Below are 17775 nucleotides of genomic sequence, written 5' to 3'. Positions count from 1 at the left end.
AGGTTCCGCGCCAAGGAAGAGTAAGAACGATGGCGGCCCCCGCCTGCGCGGGGGGCGACGTGATCTCAGCGCGTCGCGCCCGGCTTCCACAGCACGTCGCCGCCCGCCGCGGCGTTCAGATGCCGCGTCAGCACGAAGAGATGGTCCGACAAGCGGTTGAGATAGGTGAGCGCGAGCGGGTTGAGGTCGCGTTCCGCATTCGCCGCGACCGCGGCGCGTTCGGCGCGGCGCGTCACCGCGCGCGCAAGGTGAAGCCGCGCCGCCGCCTCGGTCCCGCCGGGCAGGATGAAGCTTTTGAGCGCGTCGAGGCCGTCGTTCATCCGGTCGATCTCATCCTCCAGCCGCGCGATCTGGCTGGGCACGATGCGCAGCGCCATGTCGTGCGGACCAAAGCCGAACTGGATGTCGGGTGGGGTCGCGAGGTCGGCGCCGAGGTCGAACATCTCGTTCTGGATGCGCGACAGCATCTTCGCGTCGTCGCTGGCCGGATCGAGCGCGGCGGCGGCGAGCCCGATCGCGCTGTTCGCTTCGTCGACGTCGCCGATCGCCGCCATCAGCGGCGCCGATTTCGCGATGCGCGAGCCGTCGACGAGCCCGGTGGTGCCGTCGTCGCCGGTCCGCGTGTAGATCTTGTTGAGCTTGACCATTTGCAGGCACCTGGAGTTGAGGCCCGGGCGAGCGGCAGGTCGATGGGTGTCTCGACTTCGCTCGACACGAACGGAAGAAGAAGGCCCCGCTTAGCCGCCCGCGGCGAAGGCGCCGACCAGGATCAGCAGCACGACGGTGATCGCCTGCCACTTCACGCGCGCCATCATCATCCGGTTCTGGAGCAGCTGGTTTTCCTCGACCTTGCCGTCGATCGCCGCCTGATGCCCCTGCGAGAAATAGAAGAGCCCCCGCGCGAGCGAGAAGAGGACGAAGCCGGCGGCGACAACCACCGCGAGGACGAGGAGGATTTGCATGCCGTCTATCTAGGGCATTTGCAGAAAATATCCAGTGGGAAGCCGCGCTTCGCACAAATCGGCGGCCAGCGCGCGGCCGTCCTGCCCCGCCGCGCGCAGCCCGGCGAGCGACGCCGCCGCATCGCGCTTCGCGAGCCGTTTGCCGTCGGCGCCGCAGACGAGCGCGTGGTGGCGATAGAGCGGCGTCGGCAGGCCGAGCAGCGCCTGGAGCAGGCGGTGGACATCGGTCGAGGCGATGAGGTCGGCGCCGCGCACGACATGCGTCACCCCCATTGCGGCATCGTCGAGCGTGCTCGCGAGATGATAGCTGGCCGGGGCATCCTTGCGCGCGAGCACGATGTCGCCATGCGCCAGCGGATTGGCGGTGCGCGCGCCCTGCCCCTGTTCCTCCCAGACGAGCGGCCCGGCGCGCGCGGCGGCGCGTTCGATATCGAGGCGCCAGCAATGCGGCTCGGCGGCGCGCCGCCGTTCGCGTTCCGCTTCGCCGAGACCGCGGCAGGTGCCGGGATAGCGCGCGCCGGCCGATCCGTCCGGGGCGCCGTGCGGCGCCGCGAGGCTCGCGGCGATGTCGGCGCGGGTGCAGAAGCACGGGTAGACGAGGCTGCGGGCACGCAGATCATCGAGCGCCGCGGCATAGGTGCCGAGCCGCGCCGACTGGCGGACCGGATCGCCGTCCCAGTCGATCCCGAGCCACGCGAGATCGGCGAGCGAGGCGCCGATAAATTCCTCGCGCGAGCGGCTGCCGTCGATATCGTCGATGCGGATCAGGAAACGCCCGCCGGCGTCGCGTGCAGCGGCATGCGCGAGCACGGCGCTATAGGCGTGACCGAGGTGAAGATCGCCGGTCGGGCTGGGGGCGAAACGGGTCAACATCTTTAGCGCCTTGAATCCATATGCTGTGCCGAGTCAAAGGCAATCATTCCATATCTTGCGGGCACAAGCCCCTTGACGTCAGAATCTGATGCGGCATGTAATGATGGTGTCATGCAGGAACGGCAGTGGCGCGCCATCCCGCGAGTAAAGGGGGCAGCGTTACCAAGCCATGTTCCATCCCGATCTTGCCCGGCATCCCGATAGCTGTCCGGCCCTCGTCCTCAACGCAGATTATACGCCGCTGAGCTATTATCCCTTGAGCCTGTGGCCGTGGCAGACCGCGGTCAAGGCGGTGTTCCTCGACCGCGTCACCATCGTCGAAAATTACGAGCGCGAGATTCATTCGCCGACGCGGACGATGCCGATCCCCAGCGTCATTGCGCTGCGCCAATATGTGAAGCCGTCCGAGCATCCGGCGTTCACGCGCTTCAACCTGTTCCTGCGCGACCGCTTCGAATGCCAATATTGCGGGTCGGGGAAGGACCTGACCTTCGATCATGTGGTGCCGCGCCGGCTCGGCGGGCGGACGACGTGGGAAAATGTCGCGACCGCCTGTGCGCCGTGCAACCTCAAAAAGGGTGGCCGGACGCCGCAACAGGCGCGGATGCCGCTCTGTCGCCAGCCTTGGCGCCCGACGAGCTGGCAGCTCCAGGACAATGGCCGCGCCTTCCCGCCGGGATATCTGCATACGAGCTGGATCGACTGGTTATACTGGGATGTCGAGCTGGAAGGGTGATGCATCCGGCCGCTTCCTACCCTTCTTCGTCATCCCGGGCTTGACCCGGGATCCCGCTTCTTGGGGCATCCGGCAGTTGTCGACGTCAAGCGGGACCCCGGATCAAGTCCGGGGTGACGATAAAGCTAACGGCCGTAACCGGCCGTTAGCCGCCTTCCATCTTCCCGCGACCCACGGTACAATCTCCTGCCTCCCGTGAAGAGACGTTCGAAGGAGAAGGAAGATGGTCCGTATCATTGCCCTGGGCCTTGCCGCACTGACCCTCGCCGCCTGCGCCACGACCGGCGAAGCCGAGAACCAGCAAATCGCCGTCGCCGGCAGCATCGCCTATCGCGAGCGTATCGCCCTCCCGCCGAGCGCGCAGATCGAGGTGCGGCTCGACGACGTCAGCCTGGCCGATGCCCCGTCGCGGACCATCGCGCGGCAGGCGTTCGGCGCCGATGGCCAGCAAGTACCGATCGCCTTCCTGCTCCGCTTCGACCGCCGCCAGATCGACCCGCGCCACAGCTATGCGGTGTCTGCGCGGGTCACCGGCGATGACGGCAAACTGATGTTCATCACCGACACGCGCAACTCTGTTGCGTTCGACGGGCGGTCGGAGGTCGATATGGGGGTGTTGAACCTCGTCAAGACGAACTGATCGGATATCGGCATAGCTATGCGCCGCTTGACGTAGCGTCTGCTGCAGTGCAGCAACGCGCGCCATGGGCCCGCCTATCCAGATCTCGCAAAATCCCGACATCCGCTATTTGGGGCGGATCCTGGGTGATGTCATCCGCGCCTATGGCGGCGACAAATTGTTTCGCCAGACCGAATATATCCGGTCGTCGAGCGTCGACCGGCACCGCGGCATCGCGGGGGCCGAGGCGATCGATCCGGGGCTCGATGCGCTGAGCCTCGACGATACGATCGCCTTTGTCCGCGGTTTCATGCTGTTTTCGATGCTCGCCAATCTGGCCGAGGACCGGCAGGGGGTCGCCGCCGAGCCCGAAGCGACCGTCGCCGCGGCGCTCGCCAAGCTGAAGGCCGACGGGACGGGCGGCGATGCGGTCGCGGCGCTGCTCGGCGCCTCGCTGATCGCCCCGGTGCTCACCGCGCACCCGACCGAGGTGCGCCGCAAGTCGGTGCTCGACCACAAGAACCGCATCGCCGCGCTGATGCTGCTGCGCGACGCCGGGGCCGAGGAAACGCCGCAGGGCGATATCGTCGAGGAAGCGATCCGGCGGCAGATCGTGCTCCTGTGGCAGACGCGGCCGCTGCGCACCGAAAAGCTGTTCGTCGCCGACGAGATCGACAATGCGCTCACTTATCTCCGCGACGTCTTCCTGCCGGTGGTGCCCAAGCTCTACGCACGCTGGGAGGCCGAGCTTGGCCAGCGCCCGGCGCCCTTCCTGCGCGTCGGCAGCTGGATCGGCGGCGACCGCGACGGCAATCCGTTCGTCACCGCCGAGACGCTGCGCCAGGCGACCGGCCGCAACGCCGCCGCGGTGCTCGGCCATTATGCCGATGCGGTCCACGCGCTCGGCGCCGAATTGTCGGTGTCGGCGAGCCTTGCGCCGGTGCCCGACGCGGTCATCGCGCTGGCCGAGGCGAGCGGCGACGATGCGCCGAGCCGCCGCGACGAACCCTATCGCCGCGCGCTGTCGGGAATTTACGCGCGCGTTTGCGCTACTTACGCGGCGATCACCGGCAAGGCGCCGCCGCGCCCGTCGGCGCTGAAGGGCGAAGCCTATCGGGCGCCGGCTGATTTCCGCCGCGACCTCGTCACCCTCGCCGACGGCCTGGCGGCGAGCGGCGAGGGCCAGCTGATCGGCATCGGTGCGCTGGGCCGGCTGATCCGCGCGGTCGAGGTGTTCGGATTCCATCTCGCGACGCTCGACATGCGGCAGAATAGCGCGGTGCACGAGCGCGTGCTGGCCGAACTGCTGGCGGTGGCGGGGGTGTGCGCCGATTATAAGGCGCTGGGCGAGGAAGAGCGTATCGCGCTGCTCACCGCCGAACTGCAAAGCGATCGCCCGCTCGCCGCGCCTTGGCACCAGTGGAGCGACGAGACCGCGGGCGAGCTGGCGATCGTCCACGCCGCCGCCGATATCCGCGAGCGGCTAGGGCAGGATGCGATCTGCCAGTGGATCATCTCGATGTCGCAGGAATTGTCCGACCTGCTCGAAGTCCATGTCCTCGCGCGCGAGGGAGGGCTGTGGCGGAGCGGCGGCGACGCCGGCAAATCGAATTTGATGGTCGTGCCGTTGTTCGAGACGATCGCCGATCTCGACCGCGCGCCGGCGATCATGGCGCGCTATTTCGCGATGCCCGAAATCGGCCCGCAGATCGGCCAGCGCGGGCATCAGGAAGTGATGATCGGCTATTCGGATTCGAACAAGGACGGCGGCTATCTGACCTCGACCTGGGGGCTCCATCAGGCGTCGCAGGCGCTGACCCCGGTGTTCGAGGACGCCGGCACCGCGATGCAATTGTTCCACGGCCGCGGCGGCGCGGTCGGGCGCGGCGGCGGCAGCGCCTTCGCCGCGATCCGCGCCCAGCCCGCAGGCACGGTGCAGGGCCGCATCCGGATCACCGAACAGGGCGAGGTGATCGCCGCCAAATATGGCACCGCCGACGGCGCGGCGGCCAATCTGGAAGCGATGGTGTCGGCGAGCCTGCTCGCAAGCCTCGAGCCCGAGGCGGCGAGCGACGCCGACGCGGCGCGCTTTGCCGGAGCGATGGACGCGCTGTCGGACAGCGCCTTCGCCGCCTATCGCGGGCTCGTCTACGACACCCCGGCGTTCAAGGATTTCTTCCGCGCGATGACGCCGATCGCCGAAATCGCGACCCTGAAGATCGGGTCGCGGCCGTCGAGCCGGACCAAGAGCAATGCGATCGAGGATTTGCGCGCCATCCCATGGGTGTTCAGCTGGGCGCAGTCGCGCGCGATGCTGCCCGGCTGGTACGGCACCGGCGAAGGTTTTGCAGCATTCGAGGACAAGGCGCTGCTCGCCGACATGGCGGCGGGCTGGCCCTTTTTCGCCGCGCTGCTGGGCAATATGGAAATGGTGCTTGCAAAGTCCGACATGGGGATCGCGGCGCGCTACGCCGAGCTCGCAGGCGATGTCGACGGGAATGCCGCGATCTTCACGCGCATTCGCGACGGGTGGCACCGCGCGCATGACGGTTTGCTGGGCATCACCGGCCAGACGCGGCTGCTCGACAAGAATCCGGCGCTGGAAGCGTCGATCCGGCTTCGCCTGCCCTATATCGAGCCCTTGAACCTGCTCCAGATCGAATTGATGAAGCGCCACCGCGCGGGCGAGACCGACGAACGCATCGGCGAAGGCATCCAGCTGACAATCAACGCGATCGCGACGGCGCTGCGGAACAGCGGCTGATTTCGTCGCTGCCGCGAAGGCAGGACCGCTATCGGCTTGACGCGAGGCAGCCAGCGACCCCCGCCTTCGCGGGGGGCGACGATTAGTTTTTCGAAACGATCCGCACGTCGCCTTTCGAATTGGCACCGTCGGGCGCGAAGTTGATCGTGAAATCGTCGCCGTCCTTGTCGGTGCCCGCGAGTGCGTCGCCGCTGCGGGTAACCTTGACGCCCTTCTTCGCGAACTCACCCGCCATCCAGTCGGCCGCCCTGGCGGGCGCAGCGGGCGCGGTGAAGCCGAGCTGGACCGTCGCCTTGCTCGCGCCGCCCTTGTCATTCGCATCGACATTGACCGTCGTCACATGGCTGCCCGGGTAAAGCTTCACCCCGTCGATATCGAAATCGCCGGTGACGTCGAGATTGACGAAATCCGGAATCTTCATATCGATATCGACACCCTCGCCGCCGATCTTCAGCTTGCCGCCGCCTTCGCCGGCCGTGATCTGCACGCCGCCGTCGGCACCGCCGGCATTGATCTTGATCTCGGGCCCATCCTTCTTGTCGCTTCCCTGCCCGCAGGCGGCGAGGAGCATCATCGGGGGAATGAGGAACGCGAGACGCATGGGCCTTCTCCTTAGTGCATTAGTTGTATAATACACCTTGGAGTTTGGCGAGTCAACTTCTCCGCCTTCGTCATGCGGGACTCGATCCGGCATCCCGCTTTGCAACGATCAGCGGGACCCCGGATCAAGTCCGGGGTGACGAATCAGGAAAGGGTCGCTTACGCGTCGATGCTCGTGCTGACATTGCCGTGCACCAGCCCGCCGTCGACGGTGATCGTGTCGCCGACGACATAGTCGCCCGCCTTCGACGCAAGGAAGATCGCGGCGCCCGCCATGTCTTCGGGCACCCCGATGCGCTTGGTCGGAATGCTCTGCGCCACCGCGTCGCCATGATCGCGCGCCGCCTTGTTCATGTCCGACTGGAAGGCGCCCGGCGCGATCGCGGTGACGAGGATATGATCCTGCACCAGCCGCGCCGCCATGCGCTTGGTCAGATAGAGGATCGCCGCCTTCGACGCATGATAGCTGTAGGTTTCCCACGGATTGAGCCGCATTCCGTCGATCGAGCCAATGTTGATCACCTTCGCCGGGCGGTCGTGCGAGCCGCCGGCCTTCAGGAGGCCGTGCAGCGCTTGCGTCAGGAAGAAGGGCGATTTGACGTTAATGTCCATCACCTTGTCCCAGCCCGCTTCGGGGAAACACTCGAACGGTTCGCCCCATGCGGCGCCGGCATTGTTGACGAGAATGTCGAGCCGTTCCTCGCGCGCTTCGAGTTCCTTGGCGAGCGCGCGGCAACCCTCGACGGTCGCGAGATCGACCGGCAGGCCGATAACCTTGCCCGGATAGCGCGTTTCGAAATCGGCGACGGCCTCCTCGATCTGCGCGGTCTTGCGCGCCGAGATGTAGACGCGCGCGGCACCCGCGGCGAGATAGCCCTCGACGATCATCTTGCCGATGCCGCGCGAGCCGCCGGTGACGAGCGCGATGCGGCCGTCGAGGCCGAACATGTCTTGGAGGTTCATAATGGCTTCTCCTCTAAAGCCCCTCCCCTTCAGGGGAGGGGTTGGGGTGGGGGCTCGCGGCGTAGCGTAAGGCCTTTGGCCCCCACCCGCTGCGACTAGGCGGCAAGCCGCCAAGTCTCGCTGCCCTCCCCTGAAGGGGAGGGCGTAATCAGATTAGTAGCCGTTCATCCGCGCGACCTGGTCGATGTGGTAGTGCACATCGCCCATATATTCCGCCAAAGCGCGGTCGCGTTTCATATAAAGGCCGATGTCATATTCGTCGGTCATGCCGATGCCGCCGTGCATCTGCACGCCTTCGCGCACTGCAAGATTGGCGGCGCGGCCGGCTTTCGCTTTCGCGACCGAAACCATCAGCTTCACCCCCTCGCTGCCTTCGTCCAAAAGCTGTTGCGCCTTCATCACGGTGGCGCGCGCGACTTCCATTTCGCCATAGAGATGCGCGGCGCGGTGCTGGAGGCCCTGAAACTCGCCGATCAGCTTGCCGAACTGCTTGCGCTCCTTGAGGTAGGTGACGGTCATGTCCATCGCGCCCTGACCGACGCCGACCATTTCGGCGGCAGCACCGGTGCGAGTGGCCGCAAGCAGCGCGTCGAGGATCTCGCCGCCCGCATCGACCTCACCTATCACCGCATCGGCATCGACCTCGACGCCATCGAGCGTGACATGGCTCGCGAGCGAAGAATCGACGAGGCGGCGCGGGTCGGCGGTGACGCCCTTGGCATCCTTCGGCACCGCAAACAGGGTGATGCCGTTGTCAGTCTTCGCCGCGACGATGCTCATGTCGGCGACATGTCCGTGGAGGACGAAGCTCTTCTTGCCGTCGAGGCGGAAGCCGTTGCCCGCGCGCGTTGCGGTGGTGGCGATGCGGTCGGGGCGGTGCTTGGCGCCCTCGTCGATCGCGAGCGCGATGATCGCCTCGCCCGACGCGATCGCGGGGAGCCAGCGGCCCGCCTGCGTGCCGCCGGCTTTTGCCAGCGCAGCGACCGCGCCGACGCTGGTCGACAGGAACGGCGACGGGGTCAGGTTGCGGCCGATTTCCTCGAGCACGATGCCCGCTTCCATATGCCCCATGCCGAGCCCGCCATGTGCTTCGGGAACGAGCATGCCGGGCAGGCCCATTTCGGTGAATTGCGTCCAGAGGTCGCGCGAGAAGCCGGTCGCGTCGGCCGAATCGCGGAGTTTGCGGAGATGCGACACGGGTGCCTGTTCGGCCACGAAGGGCGCGACGCTGTCCTTGAGCATCGCCTGGTCGTCATTGTGATAGAGCGGCATATTCCAAAAACTCCGTTTGTCCTGAGGAGCCGTTGAGCTTGTCGAAACGGCGTCTCGAAGGACCGTTGCGTGCGTGTCCTTCGAGACGGGCCTTCGCCTCCGCTCAGTCCCTCCTCAGGACGAACGGAGGTTGGCGGCCTCAAGCCCCCGGCAGATCCAATATCCGCTTGGCGATGACGTTGAGCATGACTTCGCTCGTCCCGCCTTCGATCGAATTGGCCTTGGTGCGCAACCAGCCGCGCGGACGTGCACCACCCTTGGTTTCTTCGCTGTCCCATTCGAGCGCCTCGCTGCCGCCGCTCGACATGACAAGCTCGTGACGCCGCTTGTTGAGTTCGGTGCCGACATATTTCATCATGTTCGAGCTGGCGGGGTGCGCGCGGCCGGTCTTCCACATGTCCATGAAGCGTTCGCCCATCGCGCGATAGGCGAAGACATCGACGTCGAACGCCGCCATTTCCGCGCGCAGGATCGGATCGTCGAGCTCGCCCGCGGCATTCTTGCCGAACGCCTTGGCGAAGGCGCCGCCGATGCTGACCATGTCGCCGCCCGCGCCGCCGCCCGAGATCATCTCGCGCTCGTGGCCGAGCAGATATTTGGCGACGTCCCAGCCGCGGTTGATCTCGCCGATGAACTGCGTCTTGGGCACTTCGACATCGTCGAAGAAGGTTTCGCAGAAGGGCGAGTTGCCGCTGATCAGCAGGATCGGCTTGGTCGTGACGCCCTTGCTCGCCATGTCGAAGAGCATGAAGGTGATGCCCTGATATTTGTTCGTCTTGTCGGTGCGGACGAGGCAGAAGATCCAGTCGGCCTTGTCGGCGTAGCTCGTCCAGATCTTCGAGCCGTTGACGACCCAATGATCGCCCTTGTCTTCGCCGAAGGTCTGCAGACTGACGAGGTCGCTGCCCGAGCCGGGTTCCGAATAGCCCTGGCACCAGCGGATTTCGCCGCGTGCAATCGGGTTCAGATAGTGGACCTTCTGCTCCTCGGTGCCGAATTGCAGCAGCGCGGGGCCGAGCATCCAGATGCCGAAGCTGTCGAGCGGCGAGCGCGCATGGATGCGCTTCATTTCCTGTTTGAAAACCTTGGTCTGCTCCGCCGTCAGCCCGGCGCCGCCATAAGGCCTGGGCCAGTCGGGGACGGTATAGCCCTTGGCAACACAGGCTTCGAGCCATCGTTTCTGGGCGTCATTCTTGAACTTGAAGTTGCGCCCGCCCCAGCAGACGTCGCCCTCATCACGCACGGGCTCACGCATCTCGGCGGGGCAGTTCGCCTCCAGCCATTCGCGCACCTCGGTGCGGAAAGCGTCCAGTTCGCTCATCCTCTCGGCTCCTCTTCCTTTGTGCAAATCTACGTCCGGTTCGCTACTTTACGCAAGCGTCAACTTGGCCGGGCGCACCTGCCGTTACGGCGCCGTAGCGTCCGTTTGACCGGCGTTGACGCGTCTCCTTTGGCGCCTAAGCTAAGTGGCAAAAGAAAACGGGAGAATGGGTCAATGCGATTCGCAGGCAAGGTAGCGGTCGTCACGGGTGCGGCGTCAGGCATCGGCAAAGCCACGGTATTGAAACTCGCGAGCGAGGGCGCGCATGTCTTCGCCGCCGACATCGACGAGGCCGGCGGACAAGCGCTCGCCGCAGCATCGAACGGCAAGATCGACTTCGTCCGCTGCGATGTCACCAAGCCGTCCGATATCGAGGCGCTGATGAACGAGGCGGCGGCGAAAGCCGGCGGCATCGACATCGTCTTCAACAATGCCGCCGCGGGCGGCGACCGGGCCCCGATCGACGAGATCAGCCCCGAAGGCTGGGACCGGACGATGGACCTGGTGCTCAAGTCCGTCGCGATGGGCATCCGTTACGCCGCGCCGCACATGAAGGGGCGGAAGGGCGCCAGCATCGTCAACACCGCGAGCGTCGCGGCACTCGGCGCGGGCTATTCGCCGATCGCCTATGCGGTGGCGAAGGCGGGTGTTTTGCACCTGTCGAAAGTCGCGGCGACCGATCTGGCGCGCTATGGCATCCGGGTCAACGCGATCTGCCCGGGCTTTATCAACACCAATATCTTCACCTCGTCGCTCGACGTGCCCGACGCGAGCAAGGATATGGCCAAGGCGATCATCGCCGGGATGAGCGAGGCGGCGCAGCCCGTCGCGCGCGGCGGCCAGCCCGATGATATCGCCAATGCCGTCGCTTATCTGGCGAGCGAGGAAAGCTCGTTCATGACCGGCACGCACATGCTGGTCGATGGCGGGCTGACGATCGGCCAGCGCCACGCCTGGGATCCCGAGGCGCCCGGGCTGTTCGACGCGCTCACCCAGATGGAGGAGGCGGCCAAGGCCGGAACCGACGCGTGAGTGCGGCGAGCGCGGCGCCGCTGCCGCCGACGGAAAAACTGCCGCTGCATATCAAGCTGGGCAACGGCTTCGGGTCGGTGGCGTACGGCGTCAAGGACAATGGTTTCGCGACGCTGTTGATGCTGTTCTATAATCAGGTGCTGGGGCTCGACGCCAGGATCGTCGGCTTCATCCTGCTGATCGCGCTGCTGCTCGATGCGATCGTCGACCCGCTGGTCGGCTATTGGGGCGACAAGACGCACAGCCGCTGGGGCAAGCGCCATCCGTGGATGTACGCGTCGATCCTGCCGATGGCGGCCGCCTGGATGATGCTGTGGCACCCGCCCGCCGCCGCGTCGGGCTGGCTCTATGGCTATCTGCTCCTGTTCGCCTTCCTGATGCGCGCCGCGGTATCCTGTTATGAAATACCGGCGCTGTCGGTCGTCCCCGGGTTGACCAGCGACTATGATGATCGCACGTCGCTGACCCGCTGGCGCTTTATGTTCGGCTGGGCAGGCGGTCTGTTGATGCTGACGCTGGCGTTCGCGGTGTATCTGGTGCCGTCGGACAAATATCCGGTCGGCCAGCTCAACGTCGATGGTTACCAGCTTTACGGCTGGACCGGCGCCGCGCTGATGATCGTCGCGACGAGCGTTTCGGCGATCACCACGCATCGCCGCATCGCGCGGCTGGACAGCAGCCCCCCGACGCACCTGCCGCTGGGCGAGACGTTGCGCAAGATCGGCCGGACGCTGGGCAACCGCGCCTTCCTGATCCTGCTCGCCAGTTCGCTGTTCGCCTATGTGAACCAGGGCATGACCTTTTCGGCAACGACGTACATGCTGAGCTATTATTGGGAGATGCCGCAGGCGGGCTTCCTCGCTTATTCGGTGACCCTGTTCATCGGCGTCGTCGGCGCGTTCCTGATCGTCGGATTGCTGCAAAAGCGGATCGAAAAGCGGACCGGGGCGGTCGGTGCCGGCATCGCCGCGCTGCTGCTCGCGGTCGCCCCCTATGCGTTGCGATATGTCGGCGCCTTTCCCGCCAATCATGATCCGGCACTGATCCCCGCGCTGTTCACTCTCGTCACCCTGTCCAACGCCTGCGCCGTCGCATCGATGATGCTGGGACAATCGATGGCCGCCGACATCATCGAAGCGTCGCAGGAACAGACCGGCGAGCGGTCCGAAGGGCTGTTCTTCTCGGCCTATTTCTTCATCCAGAAATGCGCGACCGGGATCGGGCTGTTCCTGACCGGGGTGATCATCAGCGCCGCCGGCATCCCGGCGCAGGCGCAGCCGGGTATGATCGGCCAGACGATCCTCAACGATTTCGCCATCTATTATCTGCTCATCCTGGTCGGTTTTTCGCTGGCCAGCGTCGCGTTCATCGCCCGCTTCCCGATTTCGCGGTCGGATCATGAGGCGCGCATCGCGGCGATGGCAGCGGTCGCTGCCGAGACGGCGAGGCCGCATCCGTAACGATCATGTCGCCGTGCGGCGCGATGATGTAATTTTCGGACCGCGGGACTTGGCAAGCCCGGCGAATCGGTCCAATGGTTTACGTGAACGTAAAGGGAAGGATGCGAAGATGGATTTCGACCTCACCGACCGGCAGGTCTATTGGCGCGATCGGGTGCGCGATTTCATCGAGCGCAAGGTTCGCCCCGCCGTCCCCACCTATGACAAGCAGGACAAGGCCGGCGAGCGCTGGAAGGTGATCCAGATCGTCGAGGATCTGAAGGCTGAAGCGAAAGAAGCCGGCATCTGGAACCTGTTCATGCCGCCCAGGTCGGGCGCGCATCATCATGTCGACGAGACGTTCGAATTCGAAGGCCCCGGCCTCACCAACCTTGAATATGCGCTGTGCGCCGAGGAAATGGGCCGCGTCGGCTTTGCCAGCGAAGTGTTCAACTGCTCGGCGCCCGACACCGGCAATATGGAAGTATTTCACCGTTACGGAACGGCCAAGCAGAAGGAAAAATATCTCGGCCGCCTGATGAACGGCCAGATCCGTTCGGCCTTCCTGATGACCGAGCCCGCGGTCGCCTCGTCCGACGCGACGAATATCGAGACGCGGATCGAACGCGACGGCGACGATTATGTGATCAACGGCACCAAATGGTGGTCGTCGGGTGCGGGCGATCCGCGCTGCGAAGTCGCGATCGTCATGGGCAAGACCGACTTTGCCGCCAAGCGCCACGCGCAGCAGTCGATGGTATTGATGCCGCTGAACGCCCCCGGCGTGAACATCCTGCGCCACCTGCCCGTCTTCGGCTATGACGATGCGCCGCACGGCCATATGGAAATCGAGCTGAAGGACGTCCGCGTCAACGCCGAGGACGCGATGCTGCTCGGCGAGGGCCGCGGTTTCGAAATCGCGCAGGGGCGCCTCGGCCCGGGCCGCATCCATCACTGCATGCGTACGATCGGCGTCGCCGAAGAAGCGATTTCGAAGATGGCGAAGCGGCTGCAGTCGCGCGTCGCCTTCGGCCGCAAGGTTGCCGAATACAGCATCTGGGAACATCGCCTGGCGCGCGCGCGCATCGACATCGAGATGACGCGCCTGCTCTGCCTCAAGGCCGCCGACATGATGGACAAGGTCGGCAACAAGTCGGCAGCGGCGGAAATCGCGATGATCAAGGTGCAGGCGCCGAACATGGCCTTGCAGATCATCGACGATGCGATCCAGGCGCATGGCGGCGCGGGCGTGTCCGAGGATTTCGGGCTGGCCAAGGCTTATGCCCATCAACGCACCCTGCGTCTGGCCGACGGTCCCGACGAAGTCCACGAACGTGCGATCGCGCGCATCGAATTCGCCAAGCACAGCGATGCCGCCGAGCCGGGCTTTTCGTCGGGCGACATCGGCGCCTCGCGGTAAGCTTTCTCCCCTCCCGCTTGCGGGAGGGGGACAGAACGGAGCCTTAGATGACCAAAGCCGCCATCCTGATCGAGCCGGGCCAGCCGCTGTCGATCGAGACCGTCCAGATCGCCGACTGCGGCCCGCACGAGGTGCGCATCCGCACCGCCGCGTGCGGGCTCTGCCATTCGGACCTGCACTTCATCGACGGCGCCTATCCGCACCCCCTGCCCGCGATCCCCGGCCATGAAGCCGCGGGCATCGTCGAGGCGGTCGGCAGCGAAGTGCGCACGGTGAAGGTCGGCGATGCGGTCGTCACCTGCCTCAGCGCCTTTTGCGGCCACTGCGAATTTTGCGTCAGCGGCCGCATGTCGCTGTGCATGGGCGGCGACACGCGCCGCGCACCGGGCCAGCCGCCGCGGATCACCCGCCCCGACGGCAGCATCGTCAACCAGATGCTGAACCTCAGCGCCTTTGCCGAGACGATGCTGGTCCACGAACATGCCTGCGTGCGCATCGATCCCGACATGCCGCTCGACCGCGCCGCGGTGATCGGCTGCGCGGTGACGACGGGCGCGGGGACGATCTTCAACGCATGCAAGCTGACCCCGGGCGAGACCGTCGCGGTCGTCGGCTGCGGCGGTGTGGGTCTCGCGACGATCAACGCCGCGAAGATCGCCGGCGCGGGCCGCATCATCGCCGCCGACCCGGTTGCCGAAAAGCGCGCACTGGCGGTAAAGCTCGGCGCGACCGATGTGGTCGACGCGCTTGCCGATGATGCCGCAAAGCAGATTCTGGAGTTGACCAAGGGCGGCGTCGATCATGCGATCGAGGCGGTCGGGCGTCCGGCTTCGGCGAGCCTCGCGGTCGCCTCGCTGCGCCGCGGCGGCACCGCGACGATCCTCGGCATGATGCCGCTGTCGGAAAAGGTCGGGCTCAGCGCGATGGACCTGCTTTCGGGCAAGAAATTGCAGGGCGCGATCATGGGCGGCAACCGCTTCCCCGTCGATATCCCGCGCCTCGTCGATTTCTACCTGCGCGGACTGCTCGACCTCGACTCGATCGTCGCCGAGACGATCCCGCTCGAAAAGATCAACGACGGTTTCGACCGCATGAAAAAGGGCGACGCCGCACGGTCGGTGATCGTATTCGGCCAATGACATTAGATGCACAAAAGGCCTTCAGCGGCACCGTCGCCCCCGAAGGCGCCGACATCCTTGACGAAGCAAAGCTGACCCAATGGATGGAAGCCCATGTCGAAGGTTTCGAAGGGCCGCTGACGCAGGGCAAATTTGCCGGCGGCCAGTCGAACCCGACGTACAAGATCGCGGCGCAGTCGGGCAATTATGTGCTCCGCCGCAAGCCTTTTGGCCAATTGCTGCCATCGGCGCATGCGGTCGATCGCGAATATAAGGTGCAGGCGGGACTTCATAAGGCGGGCTTTCCCGTGGCGCGCCAATATGGCCTGTGCACCGACGACAGCGTCGTCGGCAGCTGGTTCTATGTGATGGGCATGGTCGACGGCCAGACGATCTGGGACGGCGCGATGCCGGGATCGACCCCCGAAAACCGCCGCGCCACTTATGAGGCGATGATCGACACGCTCGCGGCGCTCCACAGCGTCGATGTCGAGGCGGCGGGGCTTGCGGATTTCGGCAAGCCCGGCAATTATTTCGGCCGCCAGGTCGATCGCTGGACGAAGCAGTACCGGCTCTCCGAAACCGAAACGATGGACGAGATGGAGCGGCTGATCGCCTGGCTGCCCGCGACCCTGCCCGAGCAGACGCGCACCAGCGTCGTCCATGGCGATTACCGCATCGACAATATGATCTTTGCCAGGGATCGGCCCGAAGTGCTCGCGGTGCTCGACTGGGAGCTGTCGACCCTCGGCGATCCGCTCGCCGATTTCACCTATGTCGCGATGGCCTGGGTGACCGATAATGGCGGGCGGTCGGGCGTCGCCGATCTCGACCGCAAGGCGCTCGGCATTCCGGAGCTCGACGAGGTGGTCACCCGCTATTGCGCCGCCACCGGCCGTGACGGCGTGCCCGACATGAACTGGTATTTCGCCTATAATTTCTTCCGCCTCGCGGGCATCATCCAGGGCATCAAGAAGCGGGTGATCGAGGGAACCGCCTCGTCCCAGCATGCGAAGGACATGTCCGAACGCGTCCGCCCGCTCGCCGAAACGGCATGGGACTTCGCGAAGAAAGCCGGGGCATGAGCCTGTTCGACCTCAGCGGCAAGGTCGCGATCATCACCGGGTCGTCGCGCGGCATCGGGCGCGCGATCGCCGAGGAATATGCCGATCATGGCGCGAAGGTCGTGATCACCAGCCGCAATCTGGAACCGTGCGAAGAGATCGCCGCGGCGATCAACGCCAAGCATCCCGGCCATGCGATTGCGGTATCGTCGAGCCTGTCGTCGAAGGAATCGCTGCAGGCCATGGTCGACGCCGGGCGCGCCGCCTTCGGTCGGATCGATATCCTCGTCTGCAACGCCGCATCGAACCCGCACTACGGCCCGATGGAAACGATCAGCGACGAAGCGCTGCGCAAGACGCTCGACCATAATATCGTCGCGCAGCACTGGCTGATCACGATGGTCGTGCCGGGCATGCGCGAGCGCAAGGCGGGGTCGATCATCCTTGTTTCGTCGATCGGCGGCCTGCGCGGGACCGCGATCATCGGCACTTACGCGATCACCAAGGCCGCCGATATCCAGATGGTCAAAAATCTTGCGCGCGAGTTCGGGCCATCGAACATCCGGATCAACGCGATCGCGCCGGGGCTGGTAAAGACCGATTTCGCCAAGGCGTTGTGGGAAAATCCCGAAAATCTGAAAGCCTCGACCTCGAATGCCTGCCTCGGCCGCATCGGCGAGCCGCGCGAGATCGCGGGCGCGGCGGTGTATCTGGGCTCGGAAGCGTCGAGTTTCATGACCGGGCAGACAATGGTTCTCGATGGAGGTGTGGTGGTATGAGCGGAGCATTGGACGGCAAGGTCGCGATCATCACCGGCGCCGGATCGGGCATCGGCCGCGCCAGCGCGCTGCGCTTCGCCGCCGAGGGGGCGAAGCTGGTGCTCGGCGACAAGACCCCGGCGGTGCATGAGACCGCGCAGCTGGTGAAAGATGCCGGTGGCGAGGCCGTCGCGTTCGAAATCGACGCAGGCATCGAAGCCGACGTCGCGAGCCTCGTCGCGGCCGCCAAAGACACTTATGGCGCGCTCGATGTCGCCTTCGCCAACGCCGGGATCATCGGCGACATGGGCGGCATCTTCGATTTCGATCCCGCCGCCTGGGCCGAGACTTTGCGCGTCAACCTGATCGGCCCGGCGCTGATGGTGAAGCATGCGGGCAAGGCAATGGTCGATCAGGGGCGCGGCGGCGCGATCGTGCTGACCGCGAGCGTCGCGGGGATCAATTCGGGCGCCGGCCCCGGCGCCTATTCGGCGTCGAAGGCGGGGGTGATCAACCTTGCCAAGGTCGCCGCGCAGCAGCTGTCGACGAGCGGCGTGCGGGTGAACGCGGTGTGCCCCGGGCTGACCGAAACCGGCATGACCAAACCGACCTTCGACTATGCGAAAGCGAAAGAGGTCACGCACAAGCTCGGCCAATTGAACCCGCTGCGCCGCGCGGCACAGCCCGAGGAACTGGCGAACGTCGCGCTGTTCCTGGCGAGCGATCAGGCGAGCTATGTCAACGGACAGGCGATCGCGGTCGATGGCGGGCTGACCAGTTCGCACCCGGTGACACGCCAGTTGCTCGGCCAGACCTCGCACTGATAGGCCTGCG

Annotated in this window: 17 protein-coding genes; 10 read left to right on the top strand and 7 right to left on the bottom strand. The window is 65.6% G+C overall.

The window, feature by feature from the left end; translation table 11 throughout:
* Nucleotides 1-65 precede the first annotated feature (65 nt).
* The 3 genes from FHR22_RS21390 to gluQRS all read right to left on the bottom strand — a co-directional run bounded on the left by FHR22_RS21390 (nucleotide 66) and on the right by gluQRS (nucleotide 1835).
* Entirely contained in the window at nucleotides 66-647 is a 582-nt protein-coding gene (locus tag FHR22_RS21390; RefSeq protein ID WP_166946140.1) for a cob(I)yrinic acid a,c-diamide adenosyltransferase, read from the bottom strand.
* A gap of 90 nt (nucleotides 648-737) precedes the next feature.
* Nucleotides 738-962 carry an HIG1 domain-containing protein gene (locus tag FHR22_RS21385; RefSeq protein ID WP_166946138.1) on the bottom strand — a complete coding sequence of 75 codons (225 nt, stop codon included), beginning with the start codon at nucleotides 960-962 and terminating at the stop codon, nucleotides 738-740.
* Between the two features lie 9 nt (nucleotides 963-971).
* Nucleotides 972-1835: a tRNA glutamyl-Q(34) synthetase GluQRS gene (gene gluQRS / locus FHR22_RS21380; RefSeq protein ID WP_166946136.1), complete on the bottom strand. Its 864-nt coding sequence runs from the start codon at nucleotides 1833-1835 to the stop codon at nucleotides 972-974.
* Nucleotides 1836-2004: 169 nt separating this feature from the next.
* Here gluQRS and FHR22_RS21375 point away from each other — a divergent pair, with 169 nt between their 5' ends.
* The 3 genes from FHR22_RS21375 (at nucleotide 2005) to ppc (ending at nucleotide 5954) form a co-directional block, all read left to right on the top strand.
* Nucleotides 2005-2571 carry an HNH endonuclease gene (locus tag FHR22_RS21375; protein WP_166946134.1) on the top strand — a complete coding sequence of 189 codons (567 nt, stop codon included), beginning with the start codon at nucleotides 2005-2007 and terminating at the stop codon, nucleotides 2569-2571.
* A gap of 223 nt (nucleotides 2572-2794) precedes the next feature.
* The gene (locus tag FHR22_RS21370; protein WP_166946131.1) at nucleotides 2795-3211 is read left to right on the top strand and encodes a YbaY family lipoprotein; all 417 of its coding nucleotides are present in this window, start codon (nucleotides 2795-2797) and stop codon (nucleotides 3209-3211) included.
* A gap of 64 nt (nucleotides 3212-3275) precedes the next feature.
* On the top strand, nucleotides 3276-5954 hold the full coding sequence (ppc, locus tag FHR22_RS21365) for a phosphoenolpyruvate carboxylase (protein WP_166946129.1): 2679 nt from the start codon (nucleotides 3276-3278) through the stop codon (nucleotides 5952-5954).
* 82 nt (nucleotides 5955-6036) lie between these two features.
* Here the strand turns inward: ppc and FHR22_RS21360 are convergent, their stop codons facing one another.
* The 4 genes from FHR22_RS21360 to FHR22_RS21345 form a co-directional block, all read right to left on the bottom strand.
* A complete protein-coding gene (locus FHR22_RS21360) occupies nucleotides 6037-6555 on the bottom strand; it encodes a hypothetical protein (protein ID WP_166946127.1) in 519 nt (172 codons plus the stop codon).
* A 158-nt stretch (nucleotides 6556-6713) separates the two neighbouring features.
* Nucleotides 6714-7517: an SDR family oxidoreductase gene (locus FHR22_RS21355; RefSeq protein ID WP_166946125.1), complete on the bottom strand. Its 804-nt coding sequence runs from the start codon at nucleotides 7515-7517 to the stop codon at nucleotides 6714-6716.
* 153 nt (nucleotides 7518-7670) lie between these two features.
* Nucleotides 7671-8789, bottom strand: a complete 1119-nt coding sequence (locus FHR22_RS21350) for an acyl-CoA dehydrogenase family protein (RefSeq protein WP_166946124.1) — start codon at nucleotides 8787-8789, stop codon at nucleotides 7671-7673.
* 139 nt (nucleotides 8790-8928) lie between these two features.
* The gene (locus FHR22_RS21345; protein ID WP_166946122.1) at nucleotides 8929-10110 is read right to left on the bottom strand and encodes an acyl-CoA dehydrogenase family protein; all 1182 of its coding nucleotides are present in this window, start codon (nucleotides 10108-10110) and stop codon (nucleotides 8929-8931) included.
* A gap of 174 nt (nucleotides 10111-10284) precedes the next feature.
* Between FHR22_RS21345 and FHR22_RS21340 the strand changes: the two genes are divergently transcribed.
* From FHR22_RS21340 to FHR22_RS21310, 7 genes are all read left to right on the top strand, one after another.
* Entirely contained in the window at nucleotides 10285-11142 is an 858-nt protein-coding gene (locus FHR22_RS21340; protein ID WP_166946120.1) for an SDR family NAD(P)-dependent oxidoreductase, read from the top strand.
* Complete coding sequence (locus tag FHR22_RS21335) at nucleotides 11139-12602, top strand: MFS transporter (RefSeq protein WP_166946118.1); 1464 nt, start codon at nucleotides 11139-11141, stop codon at nucleotides 12600-12602. Before FHR22_RS21340 ends, FHR22_RS21335 begins: the two co-directional genes overlap by 4 nt.
* Before the next feature lie 109 nt (nucleotides 12603-12711).
* Nucleotides 12712-14001 carry an acyl-CoA dehydrogenase family protein gene (locus tag FHR22_RS21330; RefSeq protein ID WP_166946116.1) on the top strand — a complete coding sequence of 430 codons (1290 nt, stop codon included), beginning with the start codon at nucleotides 12712-12714 and terminating at the stop codon, nucleotides 13999-14001.
* Between the two features lie 47 nt (nucleotides 14002-14048).
* The gene (locus FHR22_RS21325) at nucleotides 14049-15140 is read left to right on the top strand and encodes a Zn-dependent alcohol dehydrogenase (protein WP_166946114.1); all 1092 of its coding nucleotides are present in this window, start codon (nucleotides 14049-14051) and stop codon (nucleotides 15138-15140) included.
* A complete protein-coding gene (locus tag FHR22_RS21320; protein ID WP_166946111.1) occupies nucleotides 15137-16204 on the top strand; it encodes a phosphotransferase family protein in 1068 nt (355 codons plus the stop codon). Before FHR22_RS21325 ends, FHR22_RS21320 begins: the two co-directional genes overlap by 4 nt.
* Nucleotides 16201-16962 (top strand): SDR family oxidoreductase, encoded by a 762-nt coding sequence (locus FHR22_RS21315; RefSeq protein WP_166946109.1) that lies wholly within the window; start codon nucleotides 16201-16203, stop codon nucleotides 16960-16962. The genes FHR22_RS21320 and FHR22_RS21315 overlap by 4 nt, the downstream gene beginning before the upstream one ends.
* The gene (locus FHR22_RS21310; RefSeq protein WP_166946107.1) at nucleotides 16959-17765 is read left to right on the top strand and encodes an SDR family NAD(P)-dependent oxidoreductase; all 807 of its coding nucleotides are present in this window, start codon (nucleotides 16959-16961) and stop codon (nucleotides 17763-17765) included. The genes FHR22_RS21315 and FHR22_RS21310 overlap by 4 nt, the downstream gene beginning before the upstream one ends.
* Nucleotides 17766-17775: the final 10 nt, after the last annotated feature.

It is taken from the genome of Sphingopyxis panaciterrae, assembly GCF_011762125.1.
Lineage (GTDB): Bacteria > Pseudomonadota > Alphaproteobacteria > Sphingomonadales > Sphingomonadaceae > Sphingopyxis > Sphingopyxis panaciterrae.
This window is presented reverse-complemented; position numbering and strand designations above follow the sequence as displayed.